The following is a 14,349-nucleotide window of genomic DNA, read 5'->3' on the forward strand; positions in this document are numbered from 1 at the left end:
CGTGCGACCCGGCATCCGCGCGCCTGTCTAACCGTGACGCCGGTCACACCACCGCCGACACGTCGAGCACCCAGGGGGCTCGCGTGCTCGCGGGTTCGTGCAGGGTCACCGTGAAGGCCTCACCGACGACGTCGGCCAGGGCGGGCACGGATCGCACATCGCTGCCGACCTCGCACAGGTGGCGGGCGACCAGCCCGCGGGTGTGCTTGGCCATGTGGCTGGCGCCGGGCACTCGGATCTGCACCCAGCGGTGGGTGAGGTCGACGCCCGGTCGCCACGCGGCGGCATACGGCGCGGACCGGCAGTCGACGATGACCCCACGCCCGACCAGGGGCGGCAGCACCTGGTCCAGCGCCGGGCGCCAGGCGGCGGCCAGGGCGCCGACGTCGGGCAGCGTCGTGCCCATCGCGAGGCGGTAGGCCGCGATGCGGTCGGTGGGGCGGACCGCTCCGTAGAGCGCCGACACGACGACGATCCAGCGGTTGGCCCGGCGTCGGGCCGCGGTGTCGAGCGTGGCGAGGCCGAGAGCGTCGTAGAGCACGCCGGTGTAGACCTCGGCGGCGGGAGTGCTCGGGGCGGAGTCGAGCACGAGGTTGCGCGCGATGTCGTCGAGCAACCCGGGGGAGACGTCGAGCAGGGCCGGGGCGTCGGGGGAGGCGCTCACGGCCGCCAGGGCCTGCGCGACCCGTGCCCGGACCGGGTTCAGGTCGGGGAAGGACCACGACGCCGGGTCAACCGGTTTGCCGCGGCGCCGGTTCGTCTTGGACTCCGACGGCGGGAGCAGGATCAGCACGGAGCGAAGCCTACGAAAGGTTAGGTTGGCGCCATGCCCCACCCCCGCGTTCGCCTGACCCCCACCGGCGCCGACATCCCTGACGGTGTGCTGGCCGACCTGCGCGACCGGTTCGCGGCGGTGCGCGCGGACCTCGGCCTCACCCTCGACTACCCGGCCGAGGCGCTGGCCGAGGCCGAACGGGTGGCGGCGCAGCCACCTCCGCTGCCCGAGCGCGACGAGACCGACCTGCCGTTCATCACGCTGGACCCGCCCGGGTCGATGGACCTCGACCAGGCGATGCACCTCGAGCGGGACGGTGACGGGTACCGGGTGCGCTACGCCATCGCCGACGTGCCCGCCTTCGTGCGGCTCGGTGGGGCTCTGGACGCCGAGACCCGTGAGCGCGGCCAGACCATCTACTGCCCTGACCTGCGGGTGCCGCTGCACCCCGAGGTGCTCTCGGAAGGGGCCGGCAGCCTGCTGCCGGATGCCGTTCGGCCCGCCTTCGTCTGGGACCTGCACCTCGACGCCGCGGGGGTGCTGGGCGCCGCCGAAGTGTACCGGGCGATGGTGCGCAGCGTGCAGCGACTGGCGTACGACGAGGTGCAGGAGGCGATCGATGCGGGCACCGACGACGAGCGCTTCGTGCTGCTGCGCGAGATCGGTGAACGCCGGATCGAGCGTGAGCGGGTCCGCGGGGGCGCGAGCCTGCCGATGCCCGAACAACAGATCGTCGAGCGCGCGGACGGCGGCTTCACCATCGAGTTCCGGCCACCCGTTCCGGCCGAGGAGTGGAACGCGCAGATCTCACTGCTCACCGGGATGGCCGCCGCCTCGATGATGCTCGAGGCCGGTGTGGGCGTGCTGCGGACGATGCCGGCGCCGGCCGCCGGTGCGGTGGCCCAGTACCGCCGGGTCGCGCGGGCGCTCGGGGCGCACTGGCCCCAGTCGATGCCGTACGGCGAGTTCATCCGCTCGCTGGATCGCACCGACCCCCGCCACCTGGCGCTCATCCACGAGGCCAGCGGGCTGTTCCGCGGCGCCGGGTACACCGCCTTCGACGGCGACCTGCCCGCGCAGCGGGACCACGCCGCGGTCGCGGCTCCCTACGCCCACGTCACCGCACCGCTGCGCCGGCTCGTCGACCGGTTCGGGCTCATGGTCTGCGAGGCCGTGTGCCGTGGTGACGAGGTGCCGGATGCCGTGCGCGCGGCCCTGCCGGACCTCGCCGCGCACATGCGCAGCTCGGACCATCGCGCACGCTCGGCCGATCGGGCCTGCGCGGACGCCACCGAGGCCGCGGTGCTCGTCGGACGCGAGGGTGAGCTGTTCGACGCCGTGATCGTGGACCGCACCGACAAGGGTGTCGTCGTGCAGCTCGTCGACCTGCCGGTGCTGACCCGCAGCCGAGGCAGCGGAGTCGAGCTGGGGGAGCACGTCTCGGTTCGACTCGTGCGTGCCGACGTCGCGGCCGGGGCGCTGGAGTTCGAGATCGCCGGCGAGGGCTGAGCCGGTTCCTGCCCTACGATCCGGCACTACAATGGCGGCGGACGAGTCGGGCGGACGGTCGCGTCGGTGGGCAACCACCGCCGAGGAAGGTCCGGGCTCCGAAGGGCAGGATGGTGGCCAACAGCCACCCGGGGCGACCCGCGGGACAGTGCCACAGAAAACAGACCGCCCCGGCCGCGCAAGCGATCGGGGTAAGGGTGAAACGGTGGTGTAAGAGACCACCAGCGACCTGGGTGACCAGGTCGGCTCGGTAAACCCCATCCGGAGCAAGCTCAGACAGTGTGCGTTCGAGGGCGGCCCGCCCGAGTACACGGGTAGAGCGCTGGAGGTGGTCGGCAACGGCCACCCGAGATGGATGACCGTCACCGCGTCACTGGCAACGGCGACACGGGACAGAACCCGGCCTACAGCCCGACTCGTCCACCTCCGCCCAGCAACAGAGAGGCCTCATCATGCCTGCATCACGCATGATGCAGGCATGCGCACCACGGTCGATCTTCCGCCAGCCGTGCACCGTCGAGCCACCGAGCTGGCCGTCCGCACCGGCCGGTCCCTGTCCGCGGTGCTCGCGGACCTGACGGTGCGGGGTCTGGCCCAGATCGAGGAGCCGGTCGTTCTGGGCACTGACGACAGGACCGGCCTCCCCGTCCTGGCCGTGGGGCGGCGGGTCACGTCGGCCGAGGTCGCTGACCTCCTGGACGATGAGTGAGGCCCCACCTGCTCGATGCAAACGTCCTCATCGCCCTGGTGGTGGCCGATCACGAGCACCACGACCGAGCGTCCCGGTGGCTCACGCAGGTCAGGGACTTCGCGGTCTGCCCCGTGGTCGAAGGGGCGCTCGTGAGGTTCCTGCTGCGGATCGGGGAGAGCGCGACGACGGCCAGCCACCTCGTGCAGCAGGTGAACAGTCATCCGAGCTGTCAGTTCTGGGGCGATGAGCTGTCCTACGGGCACGTCGACCTGAGCGATGTTCGCGATCACCGGCAGGTCACCGACGTCTACCTCGCAGCTCTCGCCGCTTCCAAGGGCAGTCGCTTGGCGACGTTCGACACGGTCCTGACCCGATTGCGGCCAGACGCCACTGTTCTCGTCCCCTGAGAAGCGGGCCGGGGCCCGAACGTCCACCTGCGTCCGGCGTGGCCCGCCCGAGGGAGACGTCATGATCTCCCGCGCGGGCCCGCCCGTGCCGTACCGTTTTTCCCGGGCCAATACCGGCCCGGAGAGGACGCAGATGGCCCGGCAGCACCCGCTCGACCCCGGCGTGACACGCCGTGCGGTCATGGCTGCGGTGCACGAGCTCGACGGGGTCGGCGTGCGGGAAGCGCTCCTGGAGTGCCTGCTCGTGCACGGGGTCGACGTCACCGTGGCCGAGGTCGTCATGCCGGTGCTGGGCGAGGTCGGCGAGGGCTGGGAGCGCGGCGAGCTGGGGGTGCTGCACGAGCACTTCGTCTCCAGCTCGTTCCGGGGGGTGCTCGGGGAGCTGAGGCGGCCGCTGCCGGCACAGCTGTCGCGCACCGTCGTCCTGGCCTGCCCGCCGCACGAGCTGCACGACCTGCCTCTGGAGCTGTTCGGGGCCATGCTGCACGCCCGGTCCTGGCGGGTGGTCAGCCTCGGCGCCAACACCCCGATGACCGCCGTCGCCGACGCGGTGCGCCTGCTCGACGCCGACGCGTGCGTGCTCGCCGGGGTGCGCCGCTCGGCCTTCGAGTCCCGGATGCCGTCGCTCACCCGCCTCGGTCGACGCGCCCCCGTCTTCCTCGCTGGCCAGGGTGCGCTGCGCCTGGCGGAACCGCTGCCCATGACGGTGGTGCTGCCCGCCGACCTGCGCGCCGCCGCGGACCTCGTCGACGAGGTGGCCCGCGAGTCGGCGGCCGGCTGAGGCTGCCCGGCCGCCCGGCACGCCCTACCGTGGGGCCATGCGGATCACCCACCTCGGACACGCCTGCCTGCTCGTCGAGGTGGCGGACGTGCGAGTCCTCATCGACCCGGGCGCCTTCGTCGACGACTTCAGCGAGGCGCATGACCTCGATGCCGTGGTCGTGACCCACCGCCATCCCGACCACCTCGACCCGCAGCGGCTGCCCGGCATCCTCGCCGACAACCCGAACGCGACGCTGCTCTGCGACCCCGAGAGCGTGACGGCGTTCGCCGACCTCGGCGTCGAGGCGCGCGAGCACGGGGGCGCCTCGACCCGGATCGGCGGCGTCACGATCACCCCGTTCGGGGACCAGCACGCGCTGATCCACGACGACCTGCCGCGCATCACCAACGTCGGTGTGCGTCTCGACGCCGACGGCGAGCCGTCGTTCTTCCACCCGGGCGACGCCTTGGATGCCGTGCCGGGCCACGTCGACGTGCTCGCCTTCCCGCTTCAGGCGCCGTGGCAGCGCAGCCGGGACATGACGGCGTTCCTGCGCCGGTTCGGTGCGCCGCACGCGGTGCCGATCCACGACGGGTTGCTCCAGCGACGGGGTCGTGACCTCTACCTCGGGCAGGCCGCACAGCTCGGGTGCGCCGACACGCGCATCCACGACCTCGCCGGTGCCGGCCCGGTGGAGTTCCGCGACGGCGCCTGACCGCAAAAGCCGGCCCCCCGGCATCCGAATGCGGGTGAAGATCGTCGCCCAGACGACGTTTTTCACCCACGATCGCGAAGGCGCGAAGGCGCGAAGGCGCGAAGGCGCGAAGGCGCGAAGGCGCGCGGGTCAGCTGGTGTGGCGACCGTGCTCCTGCTGGTGGCCGTTCGCGAGCACGGCAGCGCCGATGATGCCCGCGGCGTTGCGCAGGACCGCCGGCACGATGGGGGTGCGCAGGTCGAGCAGGGGCAGGAACTTGTCGGACTTCTTCGACACGCCACCACCGACGACGATGAGGTCGGGCCACATGAGGTCTTCGAGGTGGCGGTAGTAGCGCTGCAGGCGGGGCGCCCACTCGGCGTAGCTGAGGCCCTCAGCCGTCTTGATCGAGCTGGCCGCGACCGTCTCGGCGTCGACCCCGTCGATCTCGAGGTGGCCCAGCTCGGAGTTGGGCACGAGCACGCCCCGGTTGATCACCGCTGTCCCGATCCCGGTGCCGAGGGTGGTCATGATGACCAGGCCGTCCTGACCCTTGGCGGCGCCGTACGCGAGCTCGGCGACCCCGGCGGCATCCGCGTCGTTGACGACGACGACGTCGTGCTGCAGGCGGTCCTCGAGCAGCTTCTCGATCTCGCAGTTGATCCACGACTTGTCGATGTTCGCGGCGGTCTTCACGACACCGTGCTGCACGACGCCGGGCACCGTCACCCCGATCGGGGAACCGTCGTGCACCTCGTCGAACTGCTCGACGATGCGCGCGATGATCTCGCACACGGCTTCGGGGGTGGACTCGGTGGGGGTGTCGATCCGCACCCGCTCCTGCGCGAACTCGCCCTTGTCCAGGTCGACGGGAGCGCCCTTGATGCCGCTTCCGCCGACGTCGATGCCGAGGGGCAATGCTGTGCTCATGCTGCGTCTCCCTGGGTGAGGATCTCGGGACCGTGGTCGGTGACGAGGATCGTGTGCTCGAACTGTGCCGAACGTCGGCGGTCCTTCGTCACCACTGTCCACCTGTCGTCCCACATCTCCCACTCGGCGGTGCCGAGGTTGAGCATGGGCTCGACGGTGAAGGTCATGCCCGCCTCGATGATGGTGTCGTAGGCGGGTGCCGCGTCGTAGTGCGGGATGATCAGGCCGCTGTGGAAGGCCGACCCGATGCCGTGGCCGGTGAAGTCGCGCACGACGCCGTAACCGAAGCGCTTGGCGTACGACTCGATGACCCGACCGATGACGTTGACCGCGCGGCCCGGCACGGCGGCCCGGATGCCGCGCATCATCGCCTCGTGGGTGCGCTCGACGAGCAGGCGGGACTCCTCGTCGACGTCGCCCACGAGGTACGTGGCATCGGTGTCGCCGTGCACGCCACCGATGTAGGCGGTGATGTCGATGTTGACGATGTCGCCGTCCTCGAGGGGGCGGCTGTCGGGGATGCCGTGGCAGATCACCTCGTTGACCGACGTGCACAGCGACTTGGGGAACCCGCGGTAGCCCAAGGTCGAGGGGTACGCGCCGTGGTCGAGCAGGTACTCGTGGCCCACGCGGTCGATCTCGTCGGTGGTCACCCCGGGGGCGATGACGGCGGCCGCCGCGGCCATCGCGTTGGCGGCGATGCGACCGGCGACGCGCATCGCCTCGATGGTCTCGGCGTCCTTGACCTCCGAGCCGGTGAACTTCGCCGGGGCCGGCTGGTCGACGTACTCGGGTCGAGCGATGCTCGCCGGAACGGGTCGTCGAGGTGAGAGTGCACCACGGGCCACGGGAGCGGTCGTCAACGGCATACGGTGGAGTCTAGGCAAAGCCCACCACCAAGGAGGATGGCGATGAAGTACTGGTACAACGTCGACACCGGCCAGGTCGAGACCGACGACACCCGCAGCCAGGACGCCACGGTCATGGGCCCCTACGACAGCCACGAGGCCGCGGCTGCGGCGCTGGAGACGGCCCGGGCCAACACCGAGCGCTGGGACGCCGAGGACCGCAAGTGGTCGGGCGGCGGTTCGTGGGACGAGGAGTCCCAGGAGGACTGACCCCTGCCACGTCAGCCGCCGGTGCGGCGGTGCACCGACACGGCGTACGACCCACCGGGCACGAACGGCTCGTGGTCCCACGTGGCGTACCGGTTGATGAACGACAGCCCGGCGGCCTCCGCGAGTCGGTCGTAGACCCGCAGGTCCACGGGTGCGGCGTTCTCGGGCAGGGCCGACCCCGACAGCCCGAACCCCGCCACGAGGTAGCCCCCGGGCGCCAGGTGTGACGACAGCCGTTCGAGCACCGCGGCCAGCGTGCCGTCGGCCAGGTAGGGCACGACGTTGCCCGCCATCACCACGCAGTGGAACTCCTGCTCGGCGCGCAGGTTCAGGGTCGACAGGTCGGCGACGAAGAACCGCGTGTCGACGTCCTCGCGGGCGAGGTCGATCAGGTGCTCGTCGGCGTCGACGCCGATCGCCGTGTGCCCGAGACGGGTCAGCTTGCTGGCCACGCGCCCGAAGCCGCACCCGGCATCCAGCACCCGTGACGGCGGGGGCACCAACGTGGTGACGAATCGCGCCTCTCCGTGGATGTCGGTGCCGGCCTCCTCGAGGTCCAGGAAGCGCTTGCGGTACGCGGCCGCTGCCTCGGGCCCGCTCTGCAGCGCTGACCAGCGGGTCGGGGACGGGGCGTTGGGCGTGTCAAGGGGCCACATGGTGGGTAGACGCTCTTTCGTCTCGGCCGGTTTCGGGTGTCGCGCTTCAGGTGCGGTGGGTCAGGACTCGAAGGAGTGCTCGGATGCCGGGAACGTACCTTCGGCGACGTCGGCGGCATACGCCGTGGCCGCGTCCGAGAGCGCCGTGCGCAGGTCGGCGTACTTCTTGACGAACCGGGGGGCCCGCCCGCCGCGCAGCCCGGCCATGTCCTGCCACACGAGCACCTGGGCGTCGCAGTGCGGTCCGGCGCCGATGCCGACCACCGGGATGCGCAGCGCCCTCGTGACGGCCTCGGCCGCGGGGGAGGGCACCATCTCGATGACGATGGCGAAGCACCCGGCGGCCTCGAGGGCGAGGGCATCGTCCGTGAGCTTGTCGGCCCCGGCTCCGCGTCCCTGCACCTTGTACCCGCCGAGGACGTGCTCGCTCTGGGGGGTGAAGCCGATGTGGCCCATGACGGGTATGCCGGCGCGCACGAGGAGTTCGACCTCGGGCACCATCGCGGCCCCGCCTTCGAGCTTGACGGCGTGGGCCAGACCCTCCTTCATGAAGCGGGTCGCGGTCGCGAGGGCCTGCTGCGGGCTGGCCTGGTAGGAACCGAACGGCAGGTCGGCGACGACCATGGCCCGCTTGGCCGCGCTCGTCACCGCCCGGGTCAGGGGCACGAGGTGGTCGACGGTCACGGGCACGGTGGTCTCGAAGCCGTAGACGTTGTTGCCGGCGCTGTCACCGACGAGCAGCACGGGGATGCCGGCCTCGTCGAAGATCTCGGCGGTGTACATGTCGTAGGCGGTGAGCATCGCCCACTTCTCGCCCCGCTCCTTCATCTGGTGCAGGTGCGGCACCCGGATGCGCCGCTGCGGCGCCGCCTGGGCACCCGTGCCGTACGGCGCGGTGCCCTCCGGAGCGGGGGGCGAGGTGCCCGCGGGGGAGGCCACGGCATCCGGGCTGGTCGGCGTCGACTCGGTCATGGGCCGATCGTATGCCGCCGCGCGGCGCCTGACGCGGGGTCGCAGATGTTCGGATGCCGGACGCGCGCCGACCTGTTACCCGCGCGACACACGGGTGCGGCAGGATTCGGCCCATGGACCGTCAGCAGGAGTTCGTCCTCCGCACCATCGAAGAACGTGACATCCGGTTCGTCCGGCTCTGGTTCACCGACGTGCTCGGCACGCTGAAGTCGGTGGCCATCGCCCCGGCCGAGCTCGAGGGAGCCTTCGCCGAGGGGATCGGGTTCGACGGCTCGGTCATCGAGGGCTTCGCGCGCATCTACGAGGCGGACATGCTGGCCAAGCCCGACCCGAGCACCTTCCAGGTGCTGCCGTGGCGCGGCGAGAGCCCCGGGACCGCGCGGATGTTCTGTGACCTGACCCTGCCCGACGGCACCCCCAGCATGGCCGACCCGCGGCACGTCCTCCAGCGGGCGTTGACCAAGGCCGCCGACCTCGGGTTCACCTTCTACACCCACCCGGAGATCGAGTTCTTCCTGCTCAAGCAGGGCTGGGTGCCCGGCACCAGGCCGGAGCCGATCGACCAGGCCGGCTACTTCGACCACGTGCCGCACGGCAACAGCCACGACTTCCGGCGCGCCGCCATCGGCATGCTCGAGGCGATGGGCATCTCGGTGGAGTTCAGCCACCACGAGGGCGCCCCCGGCCAGAACGAGATCGACCTGCGTTACGCCGACGCCCTCTCCACGGCCGACAACATCATGACCTTCCGGGCGGTCATCAAGGAGGTCGCCCTCGAGCAGGGCATCTTCGCCTCGTTCATGCCCAAGCCCTTCGCCGAGCACCCGGGGTCGGGCATGCACACCCACCTGTCCCTGTTCGAGGGGGACACCAACGCCTTCCACGAGCCCGGCGCCCCCTACCAGCTCTCGCGCACGGGACGGCAGTTCATCGCGGGCCTGCTCCACCACGGTGCCGAACTGACGGCCGTGACCAACCAGTGGGTGAACTCCTACAAGCGGCTCTGGGGAGGGGGAGAGGCACCGGCGCACCTCACGTGGGGCCACAACAACCGCTCGGCCATGGTGCGCGTGCCCATGTACAAGCCGAGCAAGGGCAACAGCACCCGGGTCGAGGTGCGCAGCATCGACAGCGCCTGCAACCCCTACCTGGCGTTCGCCGTGCTGCTCGCCGCCGGGCTCAAGGGCATCGAGGAGGGCTACGAACTGCCTCCCGAGACCGAGGACGACGTGTGGAGCCTCACCGACGCCGAGCGCAAGGCCATGGGCATCAAGCCGCTGCCCGCGAGCCTCAGCGACGCGATCAGCGTCATGGAGGGCAGCGAGCTCATCGCCGAGACCCTCGGGGAGCACACCTTCGACTTCTTCCTGCGCAACAAGCGGGCCGAGTGGGCCGACTACCGCAACCAGGTGAGCGCCTTCGAGCTCGACCGCTACCTGCCCCGCCTCTGACCGGAGCCGGGGTGAGCTCTCGCGGTCCCGGGTCGATCCCCGTCGCCATCGCGCGGCTGGGGTTCGACGACGCTGCCCGGGCGTTCGGTTTGTTGCAGGACCCGGCGCTCGCCGGGCTCATCCACTCCCGCGAGCACATCGAGGACCACGGGCTCGCCGCTGCCCTCGCCGGTGTCCCGGACCCTGACGGGGCCCTGCTCGGGTTGGTGCGCTTCATGGAGGTCGTCGGTCGCGATGCCGCTCTCCGCGGGCCGGTCACCGAGGCGCTGGCGGCACCGGGCCCCGCGCGTCAGCGGCTGCTCGCGGTGCTGGGCAGCTCGGCGGCCCTCGGCGACCACCTGTGCGCCCACCCGCACCAGTGGAGCGCCGTCACGCGGGCCCAGCCCCTCACCGCGCAGCAGCGCATCCAGCGACTCGTCGAGGCGGTGAGTGCCCCACAGGGTGCGCCGGCCGTCGACGTCCTGCGCACGGCATACCGCGAACAACTGCTCGAGATCGCGGCCCTGGACCTCACGTCCGGTGACCCACTCGTGTCCCTCCCGGAGACGGCCGCGGCCCTGGCCGACCTGGCTCAGGCGGCGCTGGAGGCCGCTCTGGTGATCGCCGGCGACGAGGTCGGGGCGGATGCCGGGCGCACCCGCCTGGCGGTCATCGCCATGGGCAAGACCGGCGGGCGCGAGCTGAACTACATCTCCGACGTCGACGTCATCTTCGTGGCCGAACCGGCGGACGGGGTGCCCGAGGAGGAGTCGACGGCGGTCGCGACGGACCTCGCGACGCGCCTGATGCGGATCTGCTCGGCATCGACGGCCACGGGGGCGTTGTGGCAGGTCGACCCGGCGCTGCGCCCCGAGGGCAAGAACGGGCCGCTCGTGCGCACCGTCGCGAGCCACCGCTCCTACTACGAGCGGTGGGCCAAGACGTGGGAGTTCCAGGCGCTGCTCAAGGCCCGCCCGGTCGCAGGTGACCCCGAGGTGGGGCAGGCCTACTGCGACGCCGTGCAGCCGATGGTCTGGCAGGCCTCCACCCGCGAGAACTTCGTCGCCGACGTGCAGGCGATGCGCCGACGCGTCGAACAGCACATCCCACCCGCCGAGGCCGCCCGCCAGCTCAAGCTCGGTGCGGGTGGGCTGCGCGACGTCGAGTTCTCCGTGCAGCTGCTCCAACTCGTGCACGGCCGGGCCGATGAGTCGCTGCGCACCGGGACCACGCTCGACGGGCTCGCGGCCCTGTCGGCCGGTGGCTACGTGGGGCGCGAGGACGCCGCGACGCTCGCGGCGGCATACCGGCTGCTGCGCACGCTGGAACACCGCATCCAGCTCTACCGCCTGCGCCGCACCCACCTCATGCCCACCGCAGCCTCGGACCTGCGCCGCCTCGGACGGGCGCTCGGTCACCGGTCCTCACCGGCGGATGCCGTCATCGCCCAGTGGAAGGCCCAGCAGCGCGAGGTGCGCCGCCTGCACGAGCGGATCTTCTACCACCCGCTGCTCTCGGCCGTGGCCCGCCTCTCCGACTCCGAGGTGCGCCTGACTCCCGAGGCCGCGCGAGAGCGCCTGGCCGCGTTGGGTTTCCGCGATCCGCATGGCGCGCTCCGTCACCTCGAAGCCTTGACCGACGGGCTCAGCCGACGGGCCGCGATCCAGCGGCAGCTGTTGCCGGTGATGCTCGGCTGGTTCGCCGACGAGGCCGACCCGGATGCCGGCCTGCTCGCCTTCCGCAAGATCAGCGAGGAGCTCGGGACCACTCCGTGGTACCTGCGGCTGCTGCGCGACGAGGGCTCGGCCGCCGAGCGGCTCGCGCACACCCTGGCCCGCAGCCGCTTCGCCGCCGGCCTGCTCGAGCAGGCGCCGGAGTGCGTGCAGTTCCTGGGGGACGAGTCGGGACTGCGGCCGCGTGCGCGCGAGGACGTCCTGCGTCGCATGCGGTCGGCCGCGGGGCGCAAGGACGACCCGGCATCCGCGGTGCTCGCTGCCCGCACCATCCGCCGATCCGAGCTCTTCCGCATCGCGGTCGCCGACCTGTCCGGCCTGCTCACCCTCGACGGGCTCGGCACGGCGATGACCGACCTCACCTCGGCGCTGCTCGAGGTGACCCTCGAGCTGTGCGTGCGTGACCTCGAGGCCCGCACCGGCGCCCCTGCCCTCACCACGGTGGTCGTCGTCGGCATGGGGCGCCTCGGTGGCGGCGAGCAGGGGTACGGCTCGGACGCCGACGTGCTGTTCGTGCACGAGCCGGTCGACGGGGCCGACGAGGGGGCGGCACAGGGGCAGGCCCTCGAGATCGTCAAGGACCTCATCCGCCTGCTCGGCCTGCGCGGGCCCGACCCCAACCTCGACGTCGACGCCGGGCTGCGCCCTGAGGGCAAGAACGGCCCGCTCGTGCGCTCGCTCGCCTCGTACCGCGAGTACTACGCGCGCTGGTCGCTCGTCTGGGAGGCGCACGCCCTGCTGCGGGCGACGCCGATCGCCGGCGACGCCGACCTCGGCGAGCGCTTCCTCGACCTGATCGCCCCGTTGCGCTGGCCGGCTGGCGGGCTCGACGCGACCCAGGTTCGCGAGATCAGGACCCTGAAGGCTCGGATGGAGGCTGAGCGGCTGCCGCGGGGTGCGGACCGCAAGACGCACTTCAAGCTCGGCCACGGCGGCCTGTCCGACGTCGAGTGGGTCGTCCAGCTCGTGCAGCTGCAGCACGCCCACGCCCACCCCGAGCTGCGCACGACCTCGACGATGGCGGCCCTGTCGGCGGCGGAGTCGCTCGGGTTGATCGACCCCGGCCACGCCGCGGACCTCGCGGCGTCCTGGCGCCTGGCGTCGTCGATGCGCAACGCCGGGGTGCTCTTCCGTGCCAAGACGGTGGATGCCGTGCCGACCGACCCGCGCGACGCCGACGGCATCGCGCGCATCCTCGGCCTGCCGGGGGGCTCGGGCCAGGAGCTGGGGGAGCGCTACCGCAAGCTGGCTCGGCGGGCCCGGGCCGCCCACGAGGCCGAGTTCTACGACGACTGAGGGCTCGACCTAAACTTCGGGGCATGCCCGACACGATCATTCCCCGTCTCGACCTGCGCGGGCAGCACCTCAGCCTGCGTGAGCTCAAGGCCGCTCTGCCGCGCGCCGAGTTCGACGTCGAGGCGGCGGTGGATGCCGTGCGCCCGATCGTCGCGGACGTCGCCGAGCGCGGTGCGGCGGCCCTCTACGACGCCGCGGAGCGCTTCGACGGCATCCGCCCGGGGCGGTTGCGGGTGCCCGCCGAGGTCATCGCCGACGCCCTGACGACGCTGGACCCGGCCGTGCGCGCCGCGCTCGAGGAGTCCATCCGCCGGGCGCGCGTCGTGCACGCCGACCAGCGCCGGTCCGACACCACCACGCAGGTCGCCGACGGGGGCACGGTCACCGAGCGCTGGGTGCCCGTCGACCGGGTCGGCCTCTACGTGCCCGGTGGCCTGGCCGTCTACCCGAGCAGCGTCGTCATGAACGTCGTGCCCGCCCAGCTCGCGCAGGTTCCGAGCCTGGCCGTCGCGAGCCCACCGCAGCGCGACCACGGTGGCTGGCCGCACCCGACGATCCTCGCCGCGTGCGCCCTCCTGGAGGTGGACGAGGTGTGGGCCATGGGTGGGGCCCAGGCCGTGGCTGCCTTCGCGTACGGCATCGAGGACGACGGTGAGGTCTGCGACCCCGTCAGTCTCGTCACCGGCCCGGGCAACATCTACGTCGCCGCGGCCAAGCGCCTGCTCAAGGGGATCGTCGGCATCGACGCCGAGGCCGGCCCCACCGAGATCGCCGTGCTCGCCGACGACAGCGCGGATGCCGACCACGTCGCCTCGGACCTGATCTCCCAGGCCGAGCACGACCCGTTGGCAGCGGCGGTGCTCGTCACCGACTCCCCGGACCTCGTGGATGCCGTCGAGGCGGCGCTCGCGCGTCGGGTCGCCTCGACCAAGCACACCGAGCGGGTGGCCACCGCGCTGGCCGGGCGCCAGTCGGCGATCGTCCTCGTCGACGACGTGGAGGCCGCACTGGCCCTGGTCAACGCCTACGCGGCGGAGCACCTGGAGATCCAGACGCGTGATGCGGCATCCGTCGCCGCCCGGGTGCGCAACGCCGGCGCGGTCTTCGTCGGCCCATGGTCCCCGGTCAGCCTCGGCGACTACGCGGCGGGCTCCAACCACGTGCTGCCCACGGGTGGCTGTGCCTGCCACAGCAGCGGACTGTCGGTGCAGAGCTTCCTGCGCGGCATCCACGTCGTGACGTACTCGTCGCAGGCGCTGCGCGAGGTCGGCGGCCACGTCGTCACCCTGGCCCGTGCCGAGGACCTGCCCGCCCACGGCGAGGCCGTGCTCGCTCGGCACCCCGAGCTCGACCCGAGCGCCTGAGCCGCCGCGGC

General features: G+C 72.1%; 14 protein-coding genes and 1 other RNA gene. 10 read left to right on the top strand and 5 right to left on the bottom strand.

What is annotated here, in order from left to right; translation table 11 throughout:
• Positions 1-43: 43 nt before the first annotated feature.
• On the bottom strand, positions 44-793 hold the full coding sequence (locus C8E84_RS01275) for a YaaA family protein (protein ID WP_159898788.1): 750 nt from the start codon (positions 791-793) through the stop codon (positions 44-46).
• Positions 794-826: 33 nt separating this feature from the next.
• Between C8E84_RS01275 and C8E84_RS01280 the strand changes: the two genes are divergently transcribed.
• From C8E84_RS01280 to C8E84_RS01305, 6 genes are all read left to right on the top strand, one after another.
• The gene (locus C8E84_RS01280) at positions 827-2,284 is read left to right on the top strand and encodes an RNB domain-containing ribonuclease (protein ID WP_159898790.1); all 1,458 of its coding nucleotides are present in this window, start codon (positions 827-829) and stop codon (positions 2,282-2,284) included.
• A gap of 42 nt (positions 2,285-2,326) precedes the next feature.
• Positions 2,327-2,707, top strand: an RNA gene (rnpB, locus tag C8E84_RS01285) — RNase P RNA component class A.
• Positions 2,708-2,762: 55 nt separating this feature from the next.
• On the top strand, positions 2,763-2,993 hold the full coding sequence (locus tag C8E84_RS01290) for a hypothetical protein (RefSeq protein WP_159898792.1): 231 nt from the start codon (positions 2,763-2,765) through the stop codon (positions 2,991-2,993).
• On the top strand, positions 2,990-3,382 hold the full coding sequence (locus C8E84_RS01295) for a TA system VapC family ribonuclease toxin (RefSeq protein ID WP_159898794.1): 393 nt from the start codon (positions 2,990-2,992) through the stop codon (positions 3,380-3,382). Before C8E84_RS01290 ends, C8E84_RS01295 begins: the two co-directional genes overlap by 4 nt.
• Positions 3,383-3,515: 133 nt before the next feature.
• A complete protein-coding gene (locus C8E84_RS01300; protein ID WP_159898796.1) occupies positions 3,516-4,163 on the top strand; it encodes a cobalamin B12-binding domain-containing protein in 648 nt (215 codons plus the stop codon).
• 37 nt (positions 4,164-4,200) lie between these two features.
• A complete protein-coding gene (locus C8E84_RS01305; protein ID WP_159898798.1) occupies positions 4,201-4,860 on the top strand; it encodes an MBL fold metallo-hydrolase in 660 nt (219 codons plus the stop codon).
• 129 nt (positions 4,861-4,989) lie between these two features.
• On the opposite strand, the gene ppgK is transcribed toward C8E84_RS01305, so the two are convergent.
• Together ppgK and map are read right to left on the bottom strand one after the other, a co-directional pair.
• Positions 4,990-5,769: a polyphosphate--glucose phosphotransferase gene (gene ppgK / locus C8E84_RS01310; RefSeq protein ID WP_159898800.1), complete on the bottom strand. Its 780-nt coding sequence runs from the start codon at positions 5,767-5,769 to the stop codon at positions 4,990-4,992.
• Entirely contained in the window at positions 5,766-6,638 is an 873-nt protein-coding gene (gene map, locus C8E84_RS01315; RefSeq protein ID WP_159898802.1) for a type I methionyl aminopeptidase, read from the bottom strand. Before map ends, ppgK begins: the two co-directional genes overlap by 4 nt.
• 42 nt (positions 6,639-6,680) lie before the next feature.
• Between map and C8E84_RS01320 the strand changes: the two genes are divergently transcribed.
• Positions 6,681-6,887: a methionine aminopeptidase gene (locus C8E84_RS01320; RefSeq protein ID WP_159898804.1), complete on the top strand. Its 207-nt coding sequence runs from the start codon at positions 6,681-6,683 to the stop codon at positions 6,885-6,887.
• A gap of 11 nt (positions 6,888-6,898) precedes the next feature.
• On the opposite strand, the gene C8E84_RS01325 is transcribed toward C8E84_RS01320, so the two are convergent.
• Both C8E84_RS01325 and panB read right to left on the bottom strand, forming a co-directional pair.
• Positions 6,899-7,543, bottom strand: a complete 645-nt coding sequence (locus C8E84_RS01325; RefSeq protein ID WP_159898806.1) for a class I SAM-dependent methyltransferase — start codon at positions 7,541-7,543, stop codon at positions 6,899-6,901.
• A 60-nt stretch (positions 7,544-7,603) separates the two neighbouring features.
• Positions 7,604-8,515, bottom strand: a complete 912-nt coding sequence (gene panB, locus C8E84_RS01330) for a 3-methyl-2-oxobutanoate hydroxymethyltransferase (protein ID WP_159898808.1) — start codon at positions 8,513-8,515, stop codon at positions 7,604-7,606.
• Between the two features lie 113 nt (positions 8,516-8,628).
• On the opposite strand from panB, the gene C8E84_RS01335 reads away from it, so the two are divergent.
• Genes C8E84_RS01335 through hisD form a run of 3 tightly spaced genes read left to right on the top strand, consistent with a single transcriptional unit; the run spans position 8,629 to position 14,338 of the window.
• A complete protein-coding gene (locus tag C8E84_RS01335; protein ID WP_159898810.1) occupies positions 8,629-9,966 on the top strand; it encodes a glutamine synthetase family protein in 1,338 nt (445 codons plus the stop codon).
• 11 nt (positions 9,967-9,977) lie between these two features.
• Positions 9,978-12,974 (top strand): bifunctional [glutamine synthetase] adenylyltransferase/[glutamine synthetase]-adenylyl-L-tyrosine phosphorylase, encoded by a 2,997-nt coding sequence (locus C8E84_RS01340; RefSeq protein WP_159898812.1) that lies wholly within the window; start codon positions 9,978-9,980, stop codon positions 12,972-12,974.
• Between the two features lie 35 nt (positions 12,975-13,009).
• Positions 13,010-14,338, top strand: coding sequence for a histidinol dehydrogenase (gene hisD / locus C8E84_RS01345; protein ID WP_159904306.1), 1,329 nt, complete (start codon positions 13,010-13,012; stop codon positions 14,336-14,338).
• Positions 14,339-14,349: the final 11 nt, after the last annotated feature.

Origin of the sequence: Ornithinibacter aureus (genome assembly GCF_009858245.1) — a bacterium.
Taxonomy (GTDB): domain Bacteria; phylum Actinomycetota; class Actinomycetes; order Actinomycetales; family Dermatophilaceae; genus Fodinibacter; species Fodinibacter aureus.

Excerpts from the sequence above, each read along its gene's own strand:
- C8E84_RS01280 (WP_159898790.1), top strand. The coding sequence starts at position 827 with ATGCCCCACCCCCGCGTTCGCCTGACCCCCACCGGCGCCGACATCCCT.
- C8E84_RS01290 (WP_159898792.1), top strand. The coding sequence starts at position 2,763 with ATGCGCACCACGGTCGATCTTCCGCCAGCCGTGCACCGTCGAGCCACC.
- C8E84_RS01300 (WP_159898796.1), top strand. The coding sequence starts at position 3,516 with ATGGCCCGGCAGCACCCGCTCGACCCCGGCGTGACACGCCGTGCGGTC.
- C8E84_RS01305 (WP_159898798.1), top strand. The coding sequence starts at position 4,201 with ATGCGGATCACCCACCTCGGACACGCCTGCCTGCTCGTCGAGGTGGCG.
- ppgK (WP_159898800.1), bottom strand. The coding sequence starts at position 5,769 with ATGAGCACAGCATTGCCCCTCGGCATCGACGTCGGCGGAAGCGGCATC.
- map (WP_159898802.1), bottom strand. The coding sequence starts at position 6,638 with ATGCCGTTGACGACCGCTCCCGTGGCCCGTGGTGCACTCTCACCTCGA.
- C8E84_RS01320 (WP_159898804.1), top strand. The coding sequence starts at position 6,681 with ATGAAGTACTGGTACAACGTCGACACCGGCCAGGTCGAGACCGACGAC.
- C8E84_RS01325 (WP_159898806.1), bottom strand. The coding sequence starts at position 7,543 with ATGTGGCCCCTTGACACGCCCAACGCCCCGTCCCCGACCCGCTGGTCA.
- panB (WP_159898808.1), bottom strand. The coding sequence starts at position 8,515 with ATGACCGAGTCGACGCCGACCAGCCCGGATGCCGTGGCCTCCCCCGCG.
- C8E84_RS01335 (WP_159898810.1), top strand. The coding sequence starts at position 8,629 with ATGGACCGTCAGCAGGAGTTCGTCCTCCGCACCATCGAAGAACGTGAC.